A 25408-nucleotide genomic window follows, 5' to 3' on the forward strand; every position below is an offset into this window, starting at 1 on the left:
ATGAGTAGCAAACCTTCTTACAATATTTCCGTTCCTGTTATGCGCCTAAGCATCGCTTTCAGCTTGATGCTGGCTGCCCTCGCCTTTTATTTGTATATCTCTTGGGAAAAAGTGGATTCAGTCGAGAAAGTGCAAAACGCGCCTCTGTTGGTTCAAGCTCAACAGCTCAACCAAACTATCGAGTTTGATATTCAAACGCTTCAACGCTGTTTAAGCGCGCGTTATTGCAGTACAACAGAGCTTGATTTTGAGGTTCTGAAAGACGAAATTGACCAGTTTAAGTCTCTCGCGTCACTCAACAAAACCGAGTTTAGCTTGGTAGGCGCGACCGAATATACGCAGCTTGAACTGGCGATTAATCGCTTCTCGGACAGCTCAAAAACGCGTGACGATGTGTTGGCACTGTATCTCTCGCTCACCAATAACTACCTACAAATGGACGACAACTATCGCACCATGTTTAACAACCACGCGAGCGACCTAATGATGGAGAAAAACGAGTTCTTCATTTGGTTGTTTATGGTCGTTGTTGTGTTGGTTGGTATCGCCGTTCTATCGAATTTAGTGGCAATCCTAAAACTGAAAAAATCCAGTTCGAATGAGCGAGACATTGACCAAGAATTCGATGGGCTTTATCAAGAGCTCAAACAACTGGATTTACAAAGGTTAGAAGAGTTGCTGAATGAAGTGAGCATCAATCCGAAGCAGCGTCAGATCTACTCTCACTTAAAACTGATTTTCAGCAAACTCGAAGAGCAAAAACGCAATAACGATCTCTACAAACAGCTCTATGCTCTTATTGGTTACGAGATTCGAGGCATCACCAACACCATTAACGGCGGTGTGCAATATCTTGTACAAGAGACCGATGAGAGCGGCGTGTTGATGGCGCAAGATATAACCTCGGCTGCCAATACCCTGTCTGAATTGGCAGAGAACTACAACCGACTCATTTCACAAGGGACCGAGAGCAAATCGAAAGAGTTTTCACTGCTTAATGTGCTGTCTGAATTGATGATTCACATCAGTTCAAAAGTACAGCGGAATGAAGGTGAACTAGACTGCTTTATCTCGGATAACCTACCAAATCGTGTTGAAGGACAGCCCACCAGCTTATTCTGGGTGTTGTTCCTACAGCTATCGAATGCCATCCAACTCAAAGCCGATAAGAAACTGTTTGTCACCATTGAATCGGGCGCGGCGTCAGACATTGAAAACACTCGCCTGACCATCAATCTAAACTTCTTAACCACACTGGATGTGCCGTTTGCCAAGCTCAATACTCTACACTGGAGCGACCATAAACAGCACACTGCAACCAAAGACGATTTGGCGAAAAGCGTACTGAAAGATTACGGCTATTACGAGAGCCATTGGTATCAATCGGGCAATCAGGAACGTTTTCAAATTCAGCTCGATTTGAAAGCCAAGAGCTTCCACACCGAGAAAACTCGCTTCGACAATAAGCGCCTATTACTGTGTGCCAACTCTCAGCTGCGCATTGATGTGATAAACAAAATGCTCGTCAACTTGGGCTTAGAGATTACGCCAATTCGAACGCCGAACGAACTCTTCTCTGCGGCAAAAACCTTTGGCGAATACGATGCCATCATGCTGACCGACACGTTCGAGCCAAACAAGCTGCCCTCACTGAGCAAAACGGTGAAATCGCAACTGCGCAATCACCCGAACACGAAGTTGTTGCTTTCAGTCACGAGCACTCAGCAAGCACAAGAGAGCCATACCTTTGTCGACAAGATTCTGAACTCCCCTGCGATTCCGTATGAGTTCATCCCTAACCTATTAGCAATCATGGAAGCGGAAGCCTCTGAAGAACAGATGGAGAACAGCTCATTCCTGATTGTGGAGGATGACCGTGTTCAACAGATTCTACTCAAACGTATTTTGAGCAAGCAAGAATACGAAGCCGACACCGTTGGCGATGGCGCAGACGCCGTTCAGCATTTCATGAATCAGCGCTCAGACATCATTTTTATGGACTGCATCATGCCGGGCATGGGCGGTATTGAAGCAACCAAACGCATTCGACAATACGAACAAGAGAGCGGACAACACCCTTGCACCATTATAGGTGCGACAGCATTGACCAGCAGTAATGAACACCAAGCTTGTATCGAAGCTGGAATGGATTATGTGATCAGCAAACCTTATAAAAACGACGAAATCATCAAGGTGATCAACAAGTATGTTGCGGTACAGAAACTTAACTAGCTGCGTATTGGCAGCGCTTACATTGAGCAATGCTCCTTCGGCAATGGCGACCACCTTGCTTGAGGCAGTCAAGCTCGGCTTGGAAAACAATTTATCTCTGCGCGCTAGTGACAAAGGCGTGGAGGAAAACGAATACAACATCGACATTAGCCGTTCTAAGTTTCTACCCTCTTTAAACGGTGCCGCTGATACTACATGGAATGAAAACGAGACCATATTAACGGGAACACCGGATACACGTTCTAGCTACAACTCGAACAGCTACAGCGTGTCTTTATCCCAATCGGTGTTTAACCTTGGTGACATCTTTAAATACGGCACCGCGAAGCTTGATTTCAACATTGAAGAAATCAAACACGAGAACAAAATCCAGAGCACCATTTCTGAAATCGCGACGCAATATTTCGAATACCTCAAAAACAACGCGCAAATCAAAGCTACCCAAGTAGAACTTAAATCGTCTGAAACACGTGAGCGCCAAATGCGTCGCAACGTGGAACTTGGCAACACTGCGGCGAGCGAGTTGTATGAGGTAATTGCCCAGAAAGAAGGCATTGCCAATCGCTTAAGAACCTTAGAGAAAGACCGGCGCGTAATTTTGAACGGTTTAGAGATTCAAGTTCAATACCCAGTCACCCCATCACAGGACATCTACGAAAGCGTGCCCTTGGCGGAAATCAGCGAATCCGAACAACGTGCGATTCTTGAACAAGCTTTGAAGCTCAATAACGATTTATTGGTTGCGAAGAAAACCGTAGAACGCAGCCGAAGAGGCTTGAAAGAAAGCGGTTCAAACTTTGTGCCGACTGTATCGCTCTCTGCCAGTTACCGTTACGATGATGCGAACAACTATGACCGAACCGACCCAACCGCGACAGGGGACAGTAACTCCACCAGCGTCGGCTTGAACTTGAATGTGCCTATTTTCTCCGGTGGTTCGGATTACTACGGTTATCAAAAATCGTCGACGGCTATCGAGCGAACGGAGCTACTTTACCAAGATTCGTTGTTCACGACTCGCAATAGCGTTAACACCTCGGTGCTCAACATTAATGACTTCTCCCGTGCTATTAGCAGTTACGAGAACATCATCCGAGCCAACTACGCTTCCTACAAAGGCATTCAACGCGCTTACCAGCTTGGTACGCGAACCATTACCGACTTACTGGCAGCGGAAAGTAAACTGTTTAGCGCACTACGTGATTACGAGAGCGCGCGCTATGACTACATCATTGAATCGATCAATCTAGAGCAAATCAAAGGCATGCTTTCGGTGCAATCCATCGAAAGCATCATGCAGTTGATGAGTGATATCGAAGGCAGAAGCAATCAAGACTTAGTTCCAAAACACCTTCTCTCCAAACCATCGATTAAGAAAGGAGGTCGCAATGCAAACTGAGCATTTTTCCCAGAAGATTAACTTTGCTGACAAGTGTTATCTGACTTTCTCAACGGTCATCTCAACACTGTTTGGTTTAGTGTTGCCCTTTTCGATTTTGATTATCTTTGACCGTGTTTTACCTAACCAAGCTAAAGACACGCTGTTTCTTCTGTTTGCCATTATCTTGATCACCATCTTCCTCGACTATCACTTAAAGAATCAGGAAGAGAAGATTTCGTCGGTGATCATGAAGCAGTTCGAAACCAACTTAACCAACAAAGTGTTTCAATCCATCTGTTTGGCTGAGATATCAAAATTTCGTCGCCTAGAACCCGGTGAATACCTAGAGCGTATTGCCACCATTCCTGAGATTAAATCCTTCTTTGGCGGAGAATCTGTACGGGCATTGATCAACCTTGCCGTCAGCATACTGACCATTCTGATTATCGGTCTGATCAACATCTGGGCAGGGGTGACCATCTTGCTCGCCTCCATCGTTTTGGCGGTATTCGCACTCAGTCTTTCCAAGCAAAAAATCAACAGCCTAGAAAACAAATCCGACATCGAGGGCTTAACCACCTCAAAAATCATCGAGATCATCTCTAGCCCACTCGATATCAAAGCACGCAATATGGAATATCGCGTTGAGAGCTTGATGACACAAATGGTGGAAGAGCGTGAAGTCGAGAACATCAAATACGAGCAGATCGAATCAAACTTCAGCCTTATCTTGTCGCTCATACAACAGCTCTCCATCGCTTGTGTGGTGGTAGTTTTGGCAACGGCCGTTATCAACATGCAATCTAGCCAAGGCATCATGGCAGCCATCATCATGCTTACCAACCGCTACTTCGCCCCATACCAACAAGTGATGCGCACAGTAAGCCGCTGGGAGTTGAACAAGCTTCATATTCAACGTATCGCCGAGTTGCTTGAACTTGCTGCATCTGTAGAACAACAAAATGACACGACAGAAGTCGAGCGCATCTCGGTGAAGTATTCGGAAAAACAACGCATCGAGTTTGAACGCGGTCAGGCTTACTTGCTAACGGGGAAAAGCGGCGCAGGTAAAACCCATCTTGCCAATTGCATTACGCGGCAAAACACCGACAGCAAGCTCGATATCCAAATCAACGAGACACCGCTCGATGACGTCAACTACAACGTCTGGCGTAATAGCGTGCTCATGGTCGACAAAACCAGTTCGTTCGTCGAAGGCACCATCATCGACAACTTGACTTGTTTCCGCCCGAGCTTAAATAACACGGCATTTGCGCTTTGCGAAACCATGAACATCAAGGCACAAATCGATGCCCTTCCCGCTGGTTTTTACACCGAGCTTAAAGGACATTTACGCAACCCATTCTCGCGCCAAGTCGCTTATGCCTTGTTGTTAGTGCGTGCCTTACTCGCGAACAAACGTGTGTTGATCTTCGACGACATCGACTGTGTTTATGATGACGACTTTGCTCGATTGGTTTTGACCAGCACCGCCTATCGCGCCAACGACAAAATCCTCATCATCGTCAGCAACAAGATGGACAAACTCAATCATCGCCTCAAACGCGTCAAACTTACCGGAGGTGACCAATGAGTATTTTGGTTGATTTTAATAATGTCCCTCAGCGCTTGTTGGACTTTGAGGCTCGCAGTTATGACGAGCGATACAATGAGTCACCTTTGATTCGTGGTTTAGCTTACACCCTCATAGCGCTTGAATGGGAAGGCACACCTTCTATCCTCAGCGACGCTTTTATCCCTAAACCAAAAGACAGCGACAGTTTTATCGCTACGATTGAACGCCTTGGTTACCGTTGTGACGTCACCAAACTAAAAACGTTGGAGCACATCGAGGGGCATCCTCATCCTTGTTTTATCGAGATAGAAAACCTCACTGCGATTTTCTTGGGCACTAAAGACGGCAAACTGATCCTGTTTGATTACACAAATAACAACACCATTGAATACCCGCTCTGCAAGAAGCCGTGCTTGTTGGTCTCGATCAGCGAATACTCCCGCTTATTCCGAGAACCGCCACCTGAATCTCAAGACCGCAGCAACTGGATTAAATACGCGTTTTATCGCTACAACAATGAACTCAAAAGCCTGATTATTATCAGCTTCGTGGTCAGCATTCTCGGCGCACTCCAGCCCTTTTTTATTATGAGTGTGTACAACTTCGCCTTAACCTCTAGCTCGCAAGCCACGCTTTATTGGCTCACGTTATTTGCTGTGATTGTTGGGTTCTCGGAATACTTTTTCAAGAAAATGCGGGTCAACATCATCGCCACATCAGGGAAGGATTTGGCGGTGCATATTTCTCAAAACGTGATATCCAAACTGTTGTGGCTTCCGTATTCGATGACATCCACCGCAGGTGTCTCTTCTCAGTTAGCGCGTTTGAAAGACATCGACACGTTCCGCCGTTTGGTAACCGCAGAGTCAACATTAAGCTACTTCGACATGCCGTTTGTTATCGTATTCATTATTGCCATTGCTCTTATGTCTGGTACCGCAGCGCTAGTCGTTATGGCGGGGTTGATTCTAATGTTGGTGTTCTGTGTTTATTCTCGTTACATCTACTCGCAAGCCACGTCCAAGAGCTCTCGCGCCAACGCCATGGTTTCTTACCAATGGAATGAGATTCTTCGTGGTATAAAAACCATCCAAGGCTTGCCATTGTTGCGTGTTATCCAGTCCCGCTTTAGCGCATCGCATTTACAAAGCACCAACGATGCAGAACATGTTTCAGTGACTAATAGCAGGGTTCAGGCAGCAGGCGGGAGTTTGATTCAGGTTATTGGTACCGCAAGTATCGTCGCGGCCGTTATCGGCGTGATGGACGGCACCTCCGATGCAGGTGCAATGCTTGCTACCGTAATTTTAGTCTGGAAGGCGTTGGGGCCTATTATGGGCATCTACAACTCTATTTCTAAGTTCCAATCCATTAAGGCGTCTTCTGCGCAAATCAACAACCTTATGGCGATGAATGACGATAAGCTAACGTTAGAGAAAAGCCCCCCTATTCGCCTATTTCAAGGTAGTATCGTCGGCTCTGGTGTGAGCCATCGTTATAGTGGTGCGGCAACAGGCTTAACTAATCTTGGTTTTAAAATTCCACCGGGCGCAAAAGTTGTGATTTGTGGACCAACAGGTTGCGGTAAAACGACGCTCATTTCTATTATCGCTGGGCTAGAGGAACGCTATCAAGGCTCAGTTTCGGTGGACGGTTATAACATCAAACAATTCAACAGTTACCGCTATCGAACCTCGATTAACTACATCCCGTTTAACCTGCATATTTTTGAAGGCTCCTTGAAGACTAACTTCATCTTGCATAATGGGTTAATCCCAACAGAAAAAATGCGTGAAATGGTGAGTTTCTTTGAGCTCGATACATGGTTGCCACAAGGCCTGGACACTCAATTGAGCGTTGATATCTGTAAAAGTTTACCAAATGGTATTCAACAAAGACTGCGGCTCGCATTAGGGCTAGGTAACTGCGAACAATCTTTGATTATCATTGACGAGCCATTTAATGGTGCTGAGCAAGAAAACTCGCACTACTTCAAGCGGTTATTCAGCGACAAACTACTCAATAAGACCGTTATTTTCTCAACGAATGATCCGGGCATGATCTCTACATCCAACATGAGCTTAGTCTTGGAGCCAGATGGCAACCTGAAATATTTCGGGTTAACCGATAAGTACTTAAAAAGTCTAAGTTAAGTTCGGAATGTGGTGTGGTTCATCATTCATACTTGAGCACGGTCATTGACAAAAATGTAAACGATGAGACTATTTACTCTGTAAGCGCGTACACTAAGGAATCCGATGTATACATTTGTTGCAGACAAATTGGATGTGGTTTATTTATCAACGATACCAGAAAACTACCAGTTACAAGACTTCGACGTGCCTGAAGAAGAACTCGAAATTCGTGAAATTGTAGAGGTATGGTATGAGTGTGCGTTTCTTCCTGACTTTAACCTTCAACACATCGACATCGAAAACAAAACCGCATTAGTCGAGACACAAGCGCAAGTCGTAAACAACTACACAAGTACGCTCGCTTTTTTACTCAAAAGTCGTGCTTATCGCGCAGCACTTAACCGATTATTGAGTGTATGGAGATTGGAGTCAGCAGCTAAAGCACAGCTTGAGCTGCTGTTACTTACGGAAGAACAGAGTAGCAAGCCAGTAAATTAATCGGCTAGGATAAGGGGCCAAAAACCTTAAACCCAACCATCGAATCGGAGACGTTTCTGCACGCGTTCAACCGCCTCTATCTGCATCTGACGAACACGCTCGTTAGACACGTTTAACAACAGGCCTATTTCCGACAAGGTTTTCACTCTCTGGTCAAATAATCCGAATCGATGGATTAAGACTTTCTGCAACTTAGTTGGCAAGGTTTTAATAATATTTTCAATAGCTTGAGTAAAGCACTGGTTTTCACAGTCTTGTTGTGGATCTGGCGTATACTCACTTTCACACAGTTCAAGAACAAATGGAACACGATGAAGGTCCGCAGTGGTCGATACATCAATAAAACCACTAAGAGCAACAAGTTCATCTATACGCTCTGCTTTCACCCCTGAGCAGCGTGAGAGTTCAGAAATAGACAACTCCTTGCTCTCACTTTTTGACGCATCGAGCTTTTTTAAAGCCAGGCTATTTATCTCTTTGCACACATGAGCAGGTAAACGTACCGTGCGGCCATTGTTCATTAATGCCGCTTCTATATTCTCGCGAATCCACCATACCGCATAAGTAGAAAAACGGTAGCCTGGCTCAGGATCGAACTTATCGACCGCTTTTATCAAACCAATGTTACCTTCTTCTATTAAATCGAGCAGAGTAAAGTTATTGCCTGGCCGTTTGAGGTAGCCTTTTGCGATTTTCACAACAAGTCGAAGATTAGACTCAATCAACATTTCGCGCGCTTCTTCATCACCAGCTCGATTAAGTTTGGCGTAATGCAACTCCTCTTCACGAGACAACAAATCAATGCCCACAATATCTTTGAGATAGTGAGCATAAGGGTCTTTCCCAACTGACAACGATTCTTTCATTGACAGTTCATCCGTGACAGCTCGGAACCTAGCAAAGCATTCGTTGTTCATTCCCCGTCCTTCTCAAGCCAACTTATTTCTTATCTTCTTTAATTGTTTTTGTACAACACTTTATGCATCATGATTTATATGCATTACTTTACACTGAGTGTAGACAGGGGTTCTGATCTTTACCAAGAAATCACTTATCACTTTAAAACAATTACTGCTTCTATGATAAAAACGTGAGCAGGCGGGGGTTTATATATATGAAAGTGATAGTATTTGTACGCAAATTGGCCTCAAAGAAAACAACGCAACGTGATCGTCAACGCTTACCACCTTACTCTGACTAAAACTTTGAGGCTTGAGGATGGTTTGAAGTATCAGTTGAATTAGCCTAATTCACTTGACGAAGCGCAGGTTGAAGCTGACAGTCTGTTATAACTTGGAAAACTGCACGATTCTTTCCTTCAGACTTACCTTGATACATCAACTCGTCAGCATCTTGCAAGCTCACGATGTGGGTAAACTCAGGATAGTAAGCACAGCCCAAACTGATACTCAAATGAATTGCTTGTCCGCCCAGTATAACAGGCTGATCGTAAACGGCTTTACAAAGCATATTGGCAAAATTGAGCGCTTCTCGCTCTGACAGAGAAGACGTAACGAGTGCGAACTCTTCTCCTCCAATTCTCGCCAATGTCATTCGGTCATCAGTCATCGACTTAGCGGCTTCTGCGATGGCAACTATTGCTCGGTCTCCAGCAAGGTGGCCATATCGATCATTGATTGATTTAAAATCATCAATATCAAACACCATCACCGTTAAGTTTCGCTTCAAATGATTCAGTAGCGCCAATTGCTCAATCAGGTGTCTACGGTTGTATAGCTTTGTGAGAGAATCCGTCAACGTCATCTCCAGCAATTGCTGATTGGCAATCGTTAATTGCCTTGTCCGAAGAGCAACCATACGTTTGAGAGCAAAAATATGATAAAGCGTTGCGACCGCCATAATGAAAATAGCAATAGGGAAAAGATAAAGTGGATAAACCGTTTTCACCACACTCCAACGGGTGAGGATCCGCTCACGATCCGTATCGATGACTTTTTCAAACGCTCGTGATACCTCTAAAATGGAAGTTGCACTGTGCATTCCTGCTGCAATCCGAAGATCTTTACTATATAAGCTAATTGTCGGGACAAACATACCCGCTCCCGGCGTGGTTGCCATATAAAAGTTAGCAACTTGCAGGTCTGCAACGAAGTACAGCACCTTTTTATCGACGGCGGCTTGTATCATCGAATCATTGTTAATGTATTCTGCGATAGGTGCATTCGGGTAATTCGTCTGAACAAACTCAGACTCGTAACTTCCTTTAACAACGCCAATTGGCAGCGTCATTTCGCCAGTTAAAACACTCCTGATATCAACCGAAAGTACATCTTTATTTACGTACAATTTGGTTTGGATAGGCATAATGACTGCGCCAAAGTCCATATACTTCGCTCTTTCGGGCGAGTAGACAAGTCCTCCGTGAAAATCAGCCTTACCCTCTTTTACGGCTTGTAAAGAAGCATCCCAATCCAAAAGGAGAAACTGAACGTCGATTTGGTTGTTCGCCGCGTACTCTTTCCAAAAGTCGATTAAAATACCTTTAGGTTCACCATCTGGGCTAAGGTAAGAGAACGGCTTCCACGCTTTGGAGTTAGCAACAATTAAAGAATGAGACTCTGACTTGTGTGCATGCGCCATCGGACAAATGGACAGCCACAGTAGTAATAAAGAAGCACACGCTTTTTTACATTTGCAACCATAAGTACCATAACTCGTCGATGACATACCTACTTCTCACCAGTCTTTTTAAACCATAATCTCGGCTGTTTGATTAGACTAAAGATATAGTAGAGTTGCATAAGACAGGAAGTGACTCTTATTGATATGAATCTAACTTAGTAAGTTTTAGTACTTAATTGGTACTTTCAACGCTTGGTTCGCTGAAGCACTTGGTTCGCTGAAGCACTTGGTTCGCTGAAGCAGTTGAAGCAGTTGAAGCAGTTGAAGCAGTTGAAGCAGTTGAAGCAGTTGAAGCAGTTGAAGCAGTACATGATAAATTAGGAAAACTTATCTGGTACTAAAAAATTGAATATCATCAGTTTTGCAAACACCTAGTACCAATAAAAAAGCCCTATTCAAAATCCACCTTGGGGAGAACTTTGAATAGGGCTCTTTGCCTCTATGCTTCATTTTACGGCTGAAGCTACCTTTACCTTTTTTCGCTTTAACGACTCGTGTTTGGAACAGCTGACTGGTAACAACCGCTTTTAGCGCGTTGTCTTTGATTTCACCTCTGCCGAAGTCGGTCTCATGTTGTGAGCCACTCGGTTGAGGACTGATTTTACGCTTTGCCATAAATCCTCCTTAATGGTCGAACCAGATTGGACAATAATTATATAAATAAGTCAAATTTATAGATTTAGTTGAATTTTATGCTAAAAAACTTCACATCACCGTCATTTATTTGAAATTTAATCAAAAACATGCTGGTTAAATAGTGACTAAATACAAATATTTGTCCATAAAGCACTAATATATGTTGACTCTTCGTGGAATTAACCTAGACTCAAACACGGCTAGAAAGAAAGTTCTTTGTTTTCACATTTCGTTGGATTACTTGTAACCCGTCGTCCTGTGGTACGCAATAGCAATTTATTTTTCCACGCTATAAGCGCCGTTGAGGCGAAAGATTACATTATTTAGATATTTAGGAAATAGACATGTCTAACACAGCTACTGGCACAGTTAAGTGGTTCAACGAAACTAAAGGCTTCGGTTTCATTCAACAAGAAAACGGTCCTGACGTATTTGCTCACTTCTCTGCAATCACTGGTGACGGCTTCCGTACTCTAGTTGAAGGCCAGAAAGTAGAATTTGTTATCTCTCAAGGTCAAAAAGGCCCTCAAGCAGAGCAAATCAAAGTACTTTAATTCTTAAAGAATTTGATACGATAGCCAGCTTTTAAAGCTGGCTATTTTTTTGCCTAAAACTTATTTTGCCAACAAAACGATATAAATCTATGGCTCTTAAACCAACCATTTACAAATTTCGTATCGCCATTTCCGATATGAATAATGACTATTACGATTCTAAAAATCTAACTATCGCCCTTCATCCTTCTGAAAAGCCGCAACGAATGTTGGCTCGCATTCTAGCTTACTGTTTAAATGCTCAAAGCAATCTGGAGTTTACAAAAGGACTCTCTACGATTGAAGAGCCTGATTTATGGCATGTTGGCGATGATCAAAGCATTACTCACTGGATTGAAATTGGCGAACCAGAACCAGACAGAATTAAGAAAGCTTCTCGCCTCGCAAAGCATGTAAAAGTTTACACTTATAACACCAAAGCGGCTGTCTGGTGGGACAAAATGTCAGGAAAGTTCTCAATGCTTCCCGTCAACGTAGAGAGCTTTGACTATGACGCTATCGACTTGATTTGTCAGCATCTTGACCGAGGTACTAGCCTTTCTGTTATGATTACTGGCAGCTCAATTTTTGTTGATATCAATGATCAACATATCGAAGTAACGGTGAAGGAACTAAAAAACCATGACGTCTCTTAGTGAACTGAGTCAAGAGATGGGATTTGAAGAAATCCCCTTTGTTAAAGAACATAAAGCAGCAAAGCGGCGTTGGTTAAAAGAACAGTCACAACTATTTACAAAAGTTTGTGAGAACAAACCCACAACAGCACCTACTCTTCACCTGCTTGGCCTTTTGACCAAATCACATATTGAAGCAAGTGCTAACTACGAGCAACATGCTCACTCTACCCAGCGTATGCAGCAAGTTCTGACTGACTCCTTGGGTAATGAGCACGCGGATAAGTTTACTAACCAATCTGCTGAAGACCTAATCTTAGTCACCCACCTTTGGTTATACACGCAAGGCTATTTAAATATGGATTTCAGCTTGGCGCACGATCATGCCGAGCAGACTCAAAATACATTGCAGCACGAACTTGTCATGAAACGCATGGACGTTGATGCATTCAGAACCGAACTCATGCAAAGTTTTTATCAAGGTAAAGAAGCCCGTCCGGCTTCAGCAAGTGGCTTTTGGGGTTGGTTTAAACGTCTATTTTCCGCATAAAATACATGGTTTTATCCATTTCAAACAACTGATAGACTTCACGTCCAGTGCAACAAGCATCATGATTGCATTCTTAAAGGACAATTACCCAATGAACATCAAGGGATCATTATGAAGTTTATCCGTTGGATTTTAGGCAAGGTTATCTTATTGCTGAACGCGGTGTTCTCACCTCGTGGTATTAAGCGCACCGCAGAAGAACAGCAACGTATTGATGAAAAAGCGAAACAATACGCACTTTACCAATTTGAAGCCTGCCCTTTTTGTGTAAAGGTCCGCCGTGCAATGAAGCGTCAATCGGTGAACATTGAGCTACGTGATGCAAAAAATAACCCGACTCATCGAGCTGAACTAGAGCAATGTGGTGGGCGAGTTAAAGTCCCTTGTCTTCGTATCGAAAAAGATGGCGAGACACAGTGGTTATACGAGTCATCTGACATCGTCGCTTACGTTGAAAAAGAATTTGCCTAAGTTCCCCCTATGAACATTGGCGGATGTAAAAGAGGCACCTAACGGTGCCTCTTTTCTATTTTTTCTAGCTAGATGTTGCCGTGCGAGCTTTCCTTATTCAGTCTTCTTGCTCAACTCCGAACTTAAACTCCACTAAGCAAATAACGGGTATGCAAGAACAACACAACGAAGATTACCGCCTAACGTCTGCGTTATTCATCCACGATCAATGTTAGCTCTACGCGCCGATTGCAAGCTTTACCACTCGCTGTCGCATTGCTGCACTTCGGTACATACTCCCCGAAGCCTCTAGAAAACACTCGTTGACGTGGAATACTCGTCGCCAATAGTTGTTTTTCTACTTCACGAGCTCGCTTTTCAGATAGCGTGTCATTAAAGCTTTCAGCTCCCGTGCTATCCGCATGACCATCAATCACGACATCAACATCAGTTCTTCCAGCCAGATAGTGACCAATGTTTCGAATCCAGTCTTGAGATTGAGCAGATAACCGTGCAGAACCCGTTTGAAAATGCACTTGCTCTTTCAAACGTATCATCAGGTGACCACCACTGAGCGTCTCGTGAGGAATGTTATGCCTGCTCAGGAACATTTCCAGAGAGGTCACGTTTTGCGACTTTTTTACTGACGCCCTCGCCGTTTGATATGAACGAGGGGAAGAAGCCACATTGGATGCGCTCGGGTATCCCCACTCTGGGTGTCTCAGCTCAGTGTTTGATTTAGGAGCTGTATCTAAAATGTTCCCACCAGGGACCATATCTTGATCGAGGCTGCTGCACCCGGCCAGAATGCCACAAACAATTAAAAACCAATGCTTCATACCATTACCAACGTAGAAAAACTCTTGTTCATTGTGTCGACAAAACACGCCGAATCTTTAGCGCTTTTGTCCACCGATTGGTTTGTCTATGCAGCGTTCATGCCACTGGAGTCAATGCAAAATCATCTCTCAAATAAAACGCAACACTAAAATACCCTACCCTTACAGTCCATACGTCAGGCAAAGTCTGTTACCAATGGTCTCACTTTATTGTTATTTAATGGTTTTAGTCACTATCGTTAACCGATAAACTAACGCAAATTTCTCATTTAGAGCACTACTATGTTAAAAACCATATCGAAAGGCTTTGCTGTTGTTGTTGCCGTAATGGCTTTGTCGGCATGCGATAGCGGCAAGAGTCAGCCTCAGCAAGGCAAACAATACGAAGTTTTGCCAGTATCCCTTGAAGAGTATGATTTAGCTCCCCTGACTGAAGCATTCTCTTTAACTTGTGGCCACTGCCGCTCAATGGAAGAGTTTGTCCCTCAAATTGAATCATTGACCGATCAAAGCGTTGAAAAAATGCATGTAACGTTCAATGAAAGTGCACAAGTGAGCGCCATCATCTTCTATACTGCCGTAATGCAGCTTGAATCAACACCAGATAAAGCGTTTATGGCGGATCTTTTTACTGCTGTGCAAATGGGTGCCGATGCAACGGCTGAGGAACGCCAAATCGCCGTAGAGAAAGCCTTTGAGTCTCGCAACCTTATCAGCCCTTACCATTTAGATGAAGCACAGCAAAAAGCGCTGTTTGAGTACATCACTAAGGCAGAAGCGATCACGACTCGCGGCCAAATGAACTCCGTTCCAGCCTTTATCGTAAACGGAAAATATCAAGTGATTACTGGTGGTCATGACAGCGTTGAAGCCATGGCAGAAACCATCAAATTTTTGCTAAAACAACCTAAATAGACAAGGAGATTACGTGTCTAAATTTTTGTTTCCTCTTATTATTTTTATTTTGGCGGGCTTTTTCATTTACCGTACTTGGACAAACCATAAAGTAGCAGATGAAAACTTTGCCAAAGGCCAAGCATTCTTACTAGAAAATGCGAAAAAAGAAGGCGTCATCACAACAGAAAGTGGCCTTCAATACATGGTTCTTGAAAAAGGCGAAGGTGAGATTCACCCAACTGCAACAAGTAAAGTAAAAGTACACTACCACGGCACCTTGATTGATGGCACGGTATTCGATAGCTCTGTTAATCGTGGTGAGCCGATTTCATTTGGTCTTAACCAAGTCATTAAAGGCTGGCAAGAAGGTCTACAATACATGGTAGAAGGTGAGAAAATCCGCCTTTTCGTACCAAGCACGCTTGGCTATGGTAAGAGTGGCTCTGGCCCAATTCCACCAGCAAGTGTTTTGATCTTTGATGTTGAACTGCTAGAAATTCAATAAATCTAGAAAGCTTTGTCTTAAAGCCAAAGTATCAAAACCAAAAACGCCGCGAACCACGCGGCGTTTTCTGTTTTAAGAGAGGTTAAAAACCAATATAGTGATCCGAAAGCAATGCAATGAACAACGCCAAAAGATGATAGATAGAGAATTTAAACGTCTCCATCGCGGTATTTGGCTCTGGTGCATATTTTAGCTTCCATGCATGGTACATAAAGCCAGCATTGAGGAGTAGCGAGGCAAAAAGATACACCACGCCGACCATACCAACCAAAACCGGTAGGACACAAACCAAAGTCAATAGCACCGTATACAACAGAATAGAAGTTTTGGTGTACTCAATGCCGTGTGTCACTGGCAGCATGGGAATATCTACCTTGCGGTAATCCTCGACACGATGAATAGCCAGAGCCCAAAAATGTGGTGGCGTCCAGATAAAAATGATCATCACGAGCAGCCAAGCATTCGCATGTAATTGCCCTGTTACAGCAGTCCAACCGAGAAGAGGCGGCATCGCACCGGCAATCCCTGCAATGACGATATTTTGGGGCGTAGCACGTTTGAGGTACATTGTGTATACCATCGCATAGCCGAGCAAACTCATCAAAGTCAACCATGCCGTCAGCGGGTTGACCATCGCATAGAGAAGTACAAACCCTAAGACACCTAAAACTGTAGCGAAGGCTATCACCGATGATGGTTTAGTCTCACCCGATGGCAATGGTCGTTTATGTGTACGTGCCATTCTCGCATCAATTCGGCGGTCAATTAGATGATTAAACGCTGCCGCAGACCCGGCCATCAGACCAATCCCCGTTAGGCCAACTACCGCCTGCAACCAGGGGAAATCATCAACTGGGGCTAAGCTCATCCCTACTACTGCCGTCACCAACATTAACGCCACCACTTTAGGTTTCGTTAACTTCAAATAAACGGAACTTAGTCGCTTTCGCCCATTTAACGACAGCGCGATTTCTTTACTCATAGCGAACTCCTTTCGCGGTGTAATTCCAAGCCGTTTTACCCTGCCACAAGTAAAACTGGCTAACACAAACGAGACTCAACATAACAGCGGCACCGAGGTTGTGCGCCACCGCGACATAGATAGGAAGTTGAAATACTACGTTGCTTACACCCAGCATAATTTGGCACACCAGAGTGAATAACAACCACCCTCCGATTCTCTGTGAATGATGAGAATCTTGCCTCATAAGCCCAATACTATAAGCCAATACCACGGTGGCGGTAACAATAGCGCCTATACGATGAGTGACGTGTATAGTCATTCTTGCCGGATACTCCAAGACACCAAATTCATAATTCTCGAATCCAGTTTGCCAGAAAGAAAACGCTTCTTTCCATGAGAGATGGCTCATCCAGTCTCCCTCACAAATCGGCAGTGTGGTACACATCAGCGCAGCATAATTTGACGAAGTCCATCCTCCAAGGAGCACTTGCACCAAAACAACCAGAAAAACCAACAATGAAAAGCCTCTCAGAGAGCTAGAAGATGGAGAGAAATAGAGATTGTTTTGCGCTTTTAATTGGCAGTAAAAAATCGCCTGTAACGCCAATAAAACAAAACCACCGAGCAAGTGAAGCATCACGATGACGGGCATTAATTTAAGAGTAACTGTCCACATTCCCAAAAGTGCCTGCCCAATCACCAATACGCTGAGCAACATCGGAATGGTTGAATTTACACGCTCAGACCTTATTGATATCGCTGCCATCGCAAAAATGACTAAACCTAACGTTCCTGCAAAATAGCGATGAATCATCTCAAGCCATGCTTTCTCATGCTCTACTGCCCGCTCGGGGAAGTTCAGGTTAGCACGTATGACGTCTTCTTCTTGATGCGGCACAGAAAAGTGCCCATAACAACCAGGCCAATCCGGGCAACCTAACCCTGCATCTGAAAGGCGAGTATATGCCCCTAACATGATCACCACGAGAGTTAGCAGCAAACTGAATCTAACCAACTGAATTAATTTCATATGCACTTCCTCTAACCGACTCGTGACAGTTTTAAGAGCTTGCGTAAGTCCGCCAACATACCTTTATTCAATAGGACTAAGTCCTCATTTGGTTTCGGCGAGTAAGACATCACCAGTTGCCCAAGAGGATCAACGATCAACATTTGCCCAGGTTTCACTTTTGCGGTAACCAATTCATTCATTTGCATCGCTAACATCGATACTTCCATGGGATCTGAATGCTCAGTCTGCCAAACGACTGGCACTACTCGCTCTTGATACTTACCTAAAGCAACATGACTTTGCTGAAGCAGGTAAAGCTGCTGTTTACACTGTTCAGTGCATTCGTTAGGCAATACATAAGCGAGTTGCCAACCATGGTCTTTGAGAGGTGACTCTTGACCAAGCTGCTCTAACGTCGTGTATGGTTCGACTAACTCGCCTCTATTGGTCACTCCGCTTTGATACCACCCTTGTGTGAGAATGACTTTTGCAATGACAGCGGGAAGCGCGAACGTACAAACCAGCGCAATCAACATTAGTCGTCCTTTGGTTACTTTAGATGTCATGCTTCACCTCCATGTGACGCAACTTTTTTTGCCAACGAACAAAAACAATTAAAGTCAGTATTAAGAAAACACCTGCCATCGAAAACCATTGAATCGAATAGCCAAAATGTTTGGCACTATTGAGTGGTAATGGATTCCAAGGAAAGTCATAGGGCCAACGAGTTAAATTGTCTGGCTGCAAGACTGCGGGCATAAGTTCAATATTCAGTAGCTGATTCAATTGCGCGATGTTTAGGTTTTGCACGCGAATAACATCGCCAACTTCCGGCATTAACTCTGAGCTCAGTGGATTAGTAGATTTTCGGTACAGGCGTCCTGTGATGAAAATCGAATTATCGAGTTTGGTGACCGTTGGTAACATTGAGCGATCTGCTCTTCCCTCGACAAAACCAAGCTCCAATAACGCATAGGTACTAGGCTCATCGCTCGTCAATACAATCTGAAATGCTAAATATCCCACACTGCCTTGATGCGTTTGGTTGTCTAACAAAATTACGGGAAACGCCTGAGGAACAACATTAACTTCCACTTTTTTCCCGAGGATACTTTCCTCTCGCCAGTCGTTGTCTTCAAGAACGACGCTTAGTGCTTGGTACGCACTATCCGCACGCGCGAGAATGGCTTGTTCCAATGCTTGTTTTTCTTGCCCTCTCTCAAACTGCCAAAAACCCAGTTTGACCAAAAGAGAAAACACAACCACAGTTAAACCAACTGCAACCCAAAACCGTTTCGATAGCCATAATTGTCTTGATAACAACAATGATGAAACCGGAGGTGCCATGTCCACCGTATTTCTATTCAAACTGACGCTTGTCCTTTTGCTGCTTTTCATTATCTTCAACCTCGCAAAAGCGCTTATCGAAATGGTTCGTGAAGACCCAGATAATCCTGAAAAAAGAGACAAACCCATGAGTCATTACTTAGGCCGTCGAGTCATGTTCTCCGCTTTGGTGGTCGTCCTTTTGCTTATTGCGCTCAGCTCGGGTTGGCTAGCACCAAACCCTCGCCCTTATTAGTCGAACCAAGAGTTCACACTGCGCCTAAAGTACGTAAACAAACACAAACAGACATAACCAAACCACATCCACGAAATGCCAATACCAGCTGCCGGCTTGAAAGGCAAAATGGTTCTTTGGCGAAAAGTGATCTTTAGCGATTCTGAACAGCAGCACGATCAAGAAGATAGTCCCAAGACAAACGTGTAAACCGTGGAACCCCGTCAACATGAAGAACGTGTTACCGTAAATACCGGACTGCAACGTGAGCCCTATGTCTTGATAAGCATGAACATACTCAACCGCTTGGTAATATAGAAAAAAGCCAGCAAGTACGATGGTTATCTCTAACCAAACAATCAGTGCCGTTCTTTTGTCTTGTTCAAGGCTTATATGCGCCATATGTAGCGTAATAGACGACAATAGCAGCAAGATAGTATTGGTAAGGGGTATGCCCTGCCACGGCATAGCTTGTGTTGTTTCTCCTCCCGGTGTCAGTGTGAGTGGCCACATCGCTTCGAAGGTTGGCCACAGGACTTCGTTAGTCATGAAGTTATTATCTGCCCCACCTAACCAAGGCACAGAAATCATTCTGGCGTAGAACAAGGCACCAAAAAAGGCACCAAAAAACATCACTTCAGAAAAGATAAACCAGCTCATTCCTTGGCGAAAAGAACGAGTAATTTGCGAGCTGTATTTTCCACTCAGTGATTCAGTAATCACATTACTAAACCAACCAGCCAACATGTAAAGCAAGAACAAGAAGCCCACCGCTAGCACAATGCCACCAATGGTTCCCACTGCACCGTCACTTTGTGTCCCCTGGACGGTCATGCCCGCGCCAACAGCAACCAAAAACAGAGCAAATGCACCGATGATCGGCCAGCTACTTTGAGCGGGAACATAATATGTTCCTGGCTTGTTACTCATAATTTCTCTCCTTACTGACCAACCTTGGTCTGTATCTCTCTCCCTGAGTGGCTAAGAGCCTGTAGGAGGGGGAAGTTTATAGAGTGTGTAAGACAGCGTTAACGTGTGTATAGACTCAGGCAAGTCCGGTTCGATATAAAAAATCAACGGCATTTGAGCTTGCTGTTTACCATCCAGAGGCTGCTGGTTAAAACAAAAACACTCAATCTTATTGAAGTAAGCAGCTCCAGTCCCGGGAGAAACAGAAGGAACGGCTTGCCCCACCAACTTCTGCCCGCTTTCATTAAATGCAAGGTATTCAGTTTGCACAACTTCACCTGGGTGAACATCCATCGAAATCACTTTGGGTCTAAACTCCCAAGGCATATCTGGGCTTACATGCGCCATAAACTCCACGCGAATAGTTCGGCTCATGTCCGGCTGCATACCTGTCGGTTGAATAGCGGCCACTTCACTTGTCTTTCCATTGATTCCCAATGCGTCGCACATCACGTCATAAAGTGGGACCAGTGCATAGCCGAAGCCAAACATTAACAGGGTCGCCAAAAGTAACTTCACTGTGAGCTTCTTGTTTGATGGATTCGGTTTCATGTCACTCACCCCACTCTTTGCTAGTCAATCTCAGGCGGTGTAGTAAACGTATGATGTGGCGCAGGGCTTGGCACTGTCCACTCTAAGCCCTCCGCACGTTCCCACGGTTTTGCAGAAGCCTTTTCCCCGCCACGAATACACTTGATCACCAACCATAAGAAGATCAGTTGTGACAACCCAAATGCAAACCCACCAATTGATACTATTTGATTAACATCAGCAAACTGAATGGCGTAATCCGGTATGCGTCTTGGCATGCCCGCTAAGCCTAGGAAGTGCATTGGGAAAAACAGGACATTGACGGAAATAATTGAGCACCAGAAATGCCATAAACTCAGCTTGTGGTCGTACATATTACCCGTCCACTTAGGTAGCCAGTAGTATGCCGCTGCCATGATCGAGAATACCGCACCAGATACCAACACATAATGGAAATGGGCAACTACGAAGTAAGTGTCATGATATTGGAAGTCCGCCGGCACAATCGCCAACATCAGTCCCGAGAAGCCACCAATGGTAAACAGCACAATAAAGGCAATGGCAAACAACATTGGCGTTTCAAATGTCAGAGCTCCACGCCACATGGTGGCAACCCAGTTAAAGACTTTAACCCCCGTTGGTACCGCAATCAGCATAGTGCAATACATGAAGAAGAGCTCAGCAAAAACTGGCATCCCCGTGGTAAACATGTGGTGCGCCCACACAAGGAAAGATAACAATGCAATGCTGCACGTCGCGTAAACCATCGAATGATAACCAAACAGCTTCTTACCACTGAAAGCAGGCAGAATGGCGGAGATGATTCCAAACGACGGTAAAATCATGATGTACACTTCTGGGTGACCAAAGAACCAAAAGATGTGTTGGAACATTACCGGGTCACCACCACCAGCTGCGTCAAAGAAGCTAGTCCCGAAATATTTGTCAGTAAGAACCATGGTCACCGCACCCGCTAGTACCGGCATAACCGCGATCAACAAGAAAGCGGTGATTAGCCAAGTCCAAACAAACATTGGTAACTTGAACCAAGTCATTCCCGGAGCTCGCATATTTACGATCGTCACGATAACGTTGATCGCGCCCATAATGGAGCTGATACCCATGATATGCACAGAGAATACAAACAGCGCAGTGCTATCTGGTCCATAAGTCGTGGACAGCGGAGCATAAAACGTCCAACCAAAATCAGGACCGCCGCCAGGTAAAAACAACGAGCTCAACAAAATAAGAAATGCAAAAGGTAAGATCCAAAAGCTCAAGTTGTTCATGCGCGGCAGCGCCATATCAGGAGCGCCGATCATCATCGGGATCATCCAGTTAGCAAGACCCGTAAATGCTGGCATCACCGCACCAAATACCATCACTAAACCGTGTACCGTGGTCATTTGATTAAAAAACTGCGGATCGACTAGCTGTAGCCCTGGCTGGAACAGTTCGGCACGAATGATCATAGCCATCGCACCACCTGTTAGAAACATCGCAAAGCTAAACCAAAGGTAGAGGGTGCCTATGTCTTTATGACTTGTAGAATACAACCAACGAGTGATGCCCTGGGGGGCATGATGCTCGTGACCATCATCAATCGCAATGGTACTGTTCGCACTGGCTTCTGCTGGCGCAGACTTCACTGCCTTATCTATTGGCTTACTCATATTTCCTCCTTAGCACTGTCTTGTGCCTTAAAGGCATTCACATCGGATGCTTGCACTGTATCGCCAGTATCGTTGCCCCATGCATTTCGTTGATATGTGATAACCGCGCCAATTTCTTTGTCACTTAACTGATTAGAAAAAGCCTGCATTGCGGTGCCTGGGCGACCGTTGACAATAATATCTATGTGCTCTGTAACGTCTCCGGTTGCAATAGGACTGCCTTTAATCGCGGGAAATGCACCCGGAATCCCCTCACCATTTGCCTGATGACACACAGCGCAACGCGCCGTGTATATCGATTCGCCTTGCGACATCAATTCGTCCATAGATAAGTCTTGAGAGAGCGCTTCTTGTGCCGCCGCTTTTTGAAGCGCGAGTTCTTCCTTCTTACTCGCTAGCCATTCATCGAACTTTTCTTCTTCCATCGCATGCACCACCACTGGCATAAATCCGTGTGCACGACCACATAGCTCCGCACACTGACCGCGATATACGCCTGGCTCATCAATTCTTGTCCATGCTTCATTAATAAAACCTGGAATGGTGTCTTTCTTGACGGCAAAGTCCGGTACCCACCAAGAGTGAATGACATCATCAGAAGTCATCAAAAAACGCACTTTGCGATTCACAGGCAACACCAAAGGGTTATCTACTTCCAGTAAGTAATGTGCGCCTTTAGCTTCGATTCCATCAATTTGTTTTTGGCTGGTGGCAAGCAAACTAAAAAACTCAACATCTTCGCCAAAATAGCTGTAATGCCATTTCCATTGTGAGCCTGTGATCTTGACCGTGATATCCGATTGGCTTGTGTCTTCCATTGCTACTAGAGTTTTTGTTGCGGGAATCGCCATAGCGACAAGAATGATGATGGGTATGACCGTCCAAATAATTTCCACTTTTGTACTTTCATGGAAATGTGCGGCAACTGCTCCTTTTGACTTGCGATGACGGAAGATGGAATAGAACATCACACCAAAAACAATCAAAGCAATTACACAGCAGATATAGAAAATCAGCATATGTAATTCATACACTTGCCCACTTATCTCTGTGACCCCTTTTGTCATGTTGTAGTCATTTTCCTTTGACCAACCAAAAGAGGAAAATGTGATTAAAATCACATTCAGTGATAAGGCTAGAGTAGTCGTTAATCTTTTCAAAAGATCTCTCCTCTGCTCAGCCGCTACGCCTACGCGAGCTTCCTTGCGTCCCGATGCAAATATCGAACAACTTTACGAAAAATCACAAAAACTACGATTTCGACACGGTTTGTTATATTTATGTTAAAAGGCTAGTTATAGTTCCAAGGTTCTTCAAGAAATTAAATATGATTAAATTTTGTTCGGATAAGAAAAATTAATTCGGTTTATCGATTGCCCTCTTTGAAATGTAATTGAGAACCATTTACATTGATTTAAAAGAAAACATTGAGATACTTACCAAACGAAGTGTCCAAGAAAGTAGGCTCCCCCTACTAAGGAATGATTGATATGACAGCACTAATTACGCAATGGCTAAAACGAGACCCTGATCCTAAGACTCGTGAAGAGCTACAACACCTCGTCGATACGAACAATGAACAAGAGCTTACTGATCGCTTTGGCTCACGCCTTGCCTTTGGTACTGCAGGCTTACGTGGCAAAGTGGGCGCAGGTCCAAACCGAATGAACCGCTTGGTGATTCAAGAGACCGCCACTGGTTTAGGGAACTATTTGCTTGAGCAAGTCAAGGATGCCGCGAGTCGTGGTGTCGTTATTGGCTACGACGGTCGTCCCGATTCAAAACAATTCGCGCATGATACCGCATCCGTACTGACGGCCCTTGGTATCAAGGTTTACCTAACGTATGACGTTGCAGCAACCCCAATTGTCGCGTTTGGTGTCCGTACATTGAATGCGGCGGCCGCTGTTGTTGTTACTGCCAGTCACAATCCACCAGAATACAATGGCTTTAAAGTATATTGGGAGAATGGCGCACAGATTATTCCTCCACACGACTCTGGAATCGCAGCGAAAATTAATGACGCAACAACGAAGCCATTACCTTTAATGTCTCTCGATGATGCAAAACAGCACGGTTTGTTAGTTTGGTTGGAAGACGACTACTACCAAACTTACCGTAAGACAATGAACGAAAACGCGCTGCTTACTCCTGACAACAATACCGATATATCTATTGCTTACACCGCAATGCATGGCGTTGGCGCGAATATGGCGGAAACGCTACTTGCCGACGCAGGCTTCCAAAAAGTGGCAAGTGTTAAGGAACAGCGCGAACCTGATGGAAGCTTCCCAACCGTCAACTTCCCAAACCCTGAAGAAGCCGGTGCAATGGATATGGTGATGGCGTTAGGTAAGTCCGTAGATGCCGATATCGCTTGCGCTAACGATCCAGATGCGGACCGTTTTGCCGTGGCAGTTAAACGCCCAGATGGCGAGTATCAAATGCTAACGGGTGATCAGGTGGGCTCACTGTTTGGCGATTACTTGTTGGAACAGCAACCTAACGCTTTGGTTGGCAACACCATCGTATCTTCAAGAATGCTGAGTAGCATCGCTAAGGCGCATGGCGCACAATACTATCAAACATTAACTGGCTTTAAATGGCTTACTAACGTTGCCATGGAACAAGAGACAGAAACCAACCCATTCTTGTTTGCTTATGAGGAAGCGCTCGGTTATACCGTGGGTAACAAGGTGTGGGATAAAGATGGTTTATCTGCAATCGTCGCGTTTTCACAGCTAACAGGCAAGCATAAAGCGCAAGGCAAAACACTGTGGGATAAACTGGAAGAGCTGTACCGCGAGCACGGTTTCTACTTCAACGCACAACGCAGCATCGCTCTCGACCCGAACTCTCCACCAATCGGCGACAAACTCCGAGCAAATCCACCAACAGAGATTGCTGGTAAAAAAGTTGCAGTAACCGAAGATCTTAAAACATCGGTTCGCATGTTTGACGACGGCTCTGAAGAATCCATTGACTTACCAGCAAGTGACGTATTGATTTATCACCTAGAAGATCAATCTCGCGTGATTGTTCGTCCTTCTGGTACTGAGCCAAAACTAAAATGTTACTACGAAGTCATCAACCTCTTCCCTGCGGATATGAGCTATGAACAAGCACAGCAAGCAGCAGAAGCGAAGATGAACGAACTTATCGACGCGCACCAGCAAAGTTTGTAAGTC

Annotated in this window: 25 protein-coding genes; 13 read left to right on the forward strand and 12 right to left on the reverse strand. The window is 44.6% G+C overall.

Annotated features, from left to right (window positions below; all coding sequences use genetic code 11):
- The 5 genes from R7F67_RS16905 to R7F67_RS16925 all read left to right on the forward strand — a co-directional run bounded on the left by R7F67_RS16905 (position 1) and on the right by R7F67_RS16925 (position 7822).
- Positions 1 to 2232 carry a response regulator gene (locus R7F67_RS16905; protein WP_258476142.1) on the forward strand — a complete coding sequence of 744 codons (2232 nt, stop codon included), beginning with the start codon at positions 1 to 3 and terminating at the stop codon, positions 2230 to 2232.
- Positions 2207 to 3631: a TolC family protein gene (locus R7F67_RS16910; RefSeq protein ID WP_258476143.1), complete on the forward strand. Its 1425-nt coding sequence runs from the start codon at positions 2207 to 2209 to the stop codon at positions 3629 to 3631. The genes R7F67_RS16905 and R7F67_RS16910 overlap by 26 nt, the downstream gene beginning before the upstream one ends.
- Complete coding sequence (locus R7F67_RS16915; protein WP_041053448.1) at positions 3621 to 5207, forward strand: ATP-binding cassette domain-containing protein; 1587 nt, start codon at positions 3621 to 3623, stop codon at positions 5205 to 5207. Before R7F67_RS16910 ends, R7F67_RS16915 begins: the two co-directional genes overlap by 11 nt.
- Complete coding sequence (locus tag R7F67_RS16920; RefSeq protein ID WP_318057282.1) at positions 5204 to 7342, forward strand: ATP-binding cassette domain-containing protein; 2139 nt, start codon at positions 5204 to 5206, stop codon at positions 7340 to 7342. The genes R7F67_RS16915 and R7F67_RS16920 overlap by 4 nt, the downstream gene beginning before the upstream one ends.
- 105 nt (positions 7343 to 7447) lie before the next feature.
- The gene (locus R7F67_RS16925; protein ID WP_054865870.1) at positions 7448 to 7822 is read left to right on the forward strand and encodes a hypothetical protein; all 375 of its coding nucleotides are present in this window, start codon (positions 7448 to 7450) and stop codon (positions 7820 to 7822) included.
- 26 nt (positions 7823 to 7848) lie between these two features.
- Here R7F67_RS16925 and R7F67_RS16930 read toward each other — a convergent pair whose 3' ends face one another.
- From R7F67_RS16930 to R7F67_RS16940, 3 genes are all read right to left on the reverse strand, one after another.
- Complete coding sequence (locus tag R7F67_RS16930; RefSeq protein ID WP_017635872.1) at positions 7849 to 8739, reverse strand: RNA polymerase sigma factor RpoD/SigA; 891 nt, start codon at positions 8737 to 8739, stop codon at positions 7849 to 7851.
- Between the two features lie 328 nt (positions 8740 to 9067).
- Entirely contained in the window at positions 9068 to 10510 is a 1443-nt protein-coding gene (locus tag R7F67_RS16935) for a diguanylate cyclase domain-containing protein (protein ID WP_017635871.1), read from the reverse strand.
- Between the two features lie 282 nt (positions 10511 to 10792).
- Entirely contained in the window at positions 10793 to 11080 is a 288-nt protein-coding gene (locus tag R7F67_RS16940) for an alternative ribosome-rescue factor A (RefSeq protein ID WP_017821594.1), read from the reverse strand.
- A 365-nt stretch (positions 11081 to 11445) separates the two neighbouring features.
- Between R7F67_RS16940 and R7F67_RS16945 the strand changes: the two genes are divergently transcribed.
- The 4 genes from R7F67_RS16945 to R7F67_RS16960 all read left to right on the forward strand — a co-directional run bounded on the left by R7F67_RS16945 (position 11446) and on the right by R7F67_RS16960 (position 13290).
- Positions 11446 to 11655: a cold-shock protein gene (locus R7F67_RS16945; RefSeq protein WP_005375625.1), complete on the forward strand. Its 210-nt coding sequence runs from the start codon at positions 11446 to 11448 to the stop codon at positions 11653 to 11655.
- 89 nt (positions 11656 to 11744) lie between these two features.
- Positions 11745 to 12290, forward strand: coding sequence for a YaeQ family protein (locus tag R7F67_RS16950; RefSeq protein WP_005375627.1), 546 nt, complete (start codon positions 11745 to 11747; stop codon positions 12288 to 12290).
- The gene (locus tag R7F67_RS16955) at positions 12277 to 12819 is read left to right on the forward strand and encodes a hypothetical protein (protein WP_017635869.1); all 543 of its coding nucleotides are present in this window, start codon (positions 12277 to 12279) and stop codon (positions 12817 to 12819) included. Before R7F67_RS16950 ends, R7F67_RS16955 begins: the two co-directional genes overlap by 14 nt.
- A 111-nt stretch (positions 12820 to 12930) precedes the next feature.
- Complete coding sequence (locus R7F67_RS16960; protein WP_054574391.1) at positions 12931 to 13290, forward strand: glutaredoxin family protein; 360 nt, start codon at positions 12931 to 12933, stop codon at positions 13288 to 13290.
- A gap of 191 nt (positions 13291 to 13481) precedes the next feature.
- Here R7F67_RS16960 and R7F67_RS16965 read toward each other — a convergent pair whose 3' ends face one another.
- Entirely contained in the window at positions 13482 to 14108 is a 627-nt protein-coding gene (locus R7F67_RS16965; protein ID WP_025768460.1) for an OmpA family protein, read from the reverse strand.
- A 282-nt stretch (positions 14109 to 14390) separates the two neighbouring features.
- Between R7F67_RS16965 and R7F67_RS16970 the strand changes: the two genes are divergently transcribed.
- Positions 14391 to 15023 (forward strand): thiol:disulfide interchange protein DsbA/DsbL, encoded by a 633-nt coding sequence (locus R7F67_RS16970; RefSeq protein ID WP_054574392.1) that lies wholly within the window; start codon positions 14391 to 14393, stop codon positions 15021 to 15023.
- Between the two features lie 13 nt (positions 15024 to 15036).
- Entirely contained in the window at positions 15037 to 15510 is a 474-nt protein-coding gene (locus tag R7F67_RS16975; RefSeq protein WP_318057283.1) for an FKBP-type peptidyl-prolyl cis-trans isomerase, read from the forward strand.
- An 82-nt stretch (positions 15511 to 15592) separates the two neighbouring features.
- Here R7F67_RS16975 and cyoE read toward each other — a convergent pair whose 3' ends face one another.
- From cyoE to R7F67_RS16995, 4 genes are read right to left on the reverse strand one after another with little or no spacing between them, the layout of a single operon-like run.
- Positions 15593 to 16492 carry a heme o synthase gene (gene cyoE / locus R7F67_RS16980; RefSeq protein WP_005385222.1) on the reverse strand — a complete coding sequence of 300 codons (900 nt, stop codon included), beginning with the start codon at positions 16490 to 16492 and terminating at the stop codon, positions 15593 to 15595.
- Positions 16485 to 17504, reverse strand: a complete 1020-nt coding sequence (locus tag R7F67_RS16985; protein WP_033906821.1) for a COX15/CtaA family protein — start codon at positions 17502 to 17504, stop codon at positions 16485 to 16487. The genes cyoE and R7F67_RS16985 overlap by 8 nt, the downstream gene beginning before the upstream one ends.
- 11 nt (positions 17505 to 17515) lie before the next feature.
- Positions 17516 to 18052: a hypothetical protein gene (locus R7F67_RS16990; RefSeq protein WP_017635864.1), complete on the reverse strand. Its 537-nt coding sequence runs from the start codon at positions 18050 to 18052 to the stop codon at positions 17516 to 17518.
- Positions 18042 to 18833: an SURF1 family protein gene (locus tag R7F67_RS16995; protein WP_031777208.1), complete on the reverse strand. Its 792-nt coding sequence runs from the start codon at positions 18831 to 18833 to the stop codon at positions 18042 to 18044. Before R7F67_RS16995 ends, R7F67_RS16990 begins: the two co-directional genes overlap by 11 nt.
- On the opposite strand from R7F67_RS16995, the gene R7F67_RS17000 reads away from it, so the two are divergent.
- Positions 18832 to 19068: a DUF2909 domain-containing protein gene (locus tag R7F67_RS17000; RefSeq protein WP_005375504.1), complete on the forward strand. Its 237-nt coding sequence runs from the start codon at positions 18832 to 18834 to the stop codon at positions 19066 to 19068. The two genes, R7F67_RS16995 and R7F67_RS17000, sit on opposite strands and share 2 nt — an antisense overlap.
- Positions 19069 to 19092: 24 nt before the next feature.
- On the opposite strand, the gene R7F67_RS17005 is transcribed toward R7F67_RS17000, so the two are convergent.
- From R7F67_RS17005 to coxB, 4 genes are read right to left on the reverse strand one after another with little or no spacing between them, the layout of a single operon-like run.
- Entirely contained in the window at positions 19093 to 19977 is an 885-nt protein-coding gene (locus R7F67_RS17005) for a cytochrome c oxidase subunit 3 (protein WP_005385214.1), read from the reverse strand.
- A 51-nt stretch (positions 19978 to 20028) separates the two neighbouring features.
- A complete protein-coding gene (locus R7F67_RS17010; protein ID WP_017821600.1) occupies positions 20029 to 20568 on the reverse strand; it encodes a cytochrome c oxidase assembly protein in 540 nt (179 codons plus the stop codon).
- Positions 20569 to 20588: 20 nt separating this feature from the next.
- Positions 20589 to 22220: a cytochrome c oxidase subunit I gene (ctaD, locus tag R7F67_RS17015; protein WP_017821601.1), complete on the reverse strand. Its 1632-nt coding sequence runs from the start codon at positions 22218 to 22220 to the stop codon at positions 20589 to 20591.
- On the reverse strand, positions 22217 to 23380 hold the full coding sequence (coxB, locus tag R7F67_RS17020; protein WP_053350487.1) for a cytochrome c oxidase subunit II: 1164 nt from the start codon (positions 23378 to 23380) through the stop codon (positions 22217 to 22219). Before coxB ends, ctaD begins: the two co-directional genes overlap by 4 nt.
- 330 nt (positions 23381 to 23710) lie before the next feature.
- Here coxB and R7F67_RS17025 point away from each other — a divergent pair, with 330 nt between their 5' ends.
- Positions 23711 to 25405 carry a phospho-sugar mutase gene (locus R7F67_RS17025; protein ID WP_318057284.1) on the forward strand — a complete coding sequence of 565 codons (1695 nt, stop codon included), beginning with the start codon at positions 23711 to 23713 and terminating at the stop codon, positions 25403 to 25405.
- The last annotated feature ends 3 nt before the right edge of the window (positions 25406 to 25408 follow it).

The sequence above is a fragment of the Vibrio sp. YT-17 genome (assembly GCF_033337375.1).
Taxonomy (GTDB): Bacteria; Pseudomonadota; Gammaproteobacteria; order Enterobacterales; family Vibrionaceae; genus Vibrio; species Vibrio alginolyticus.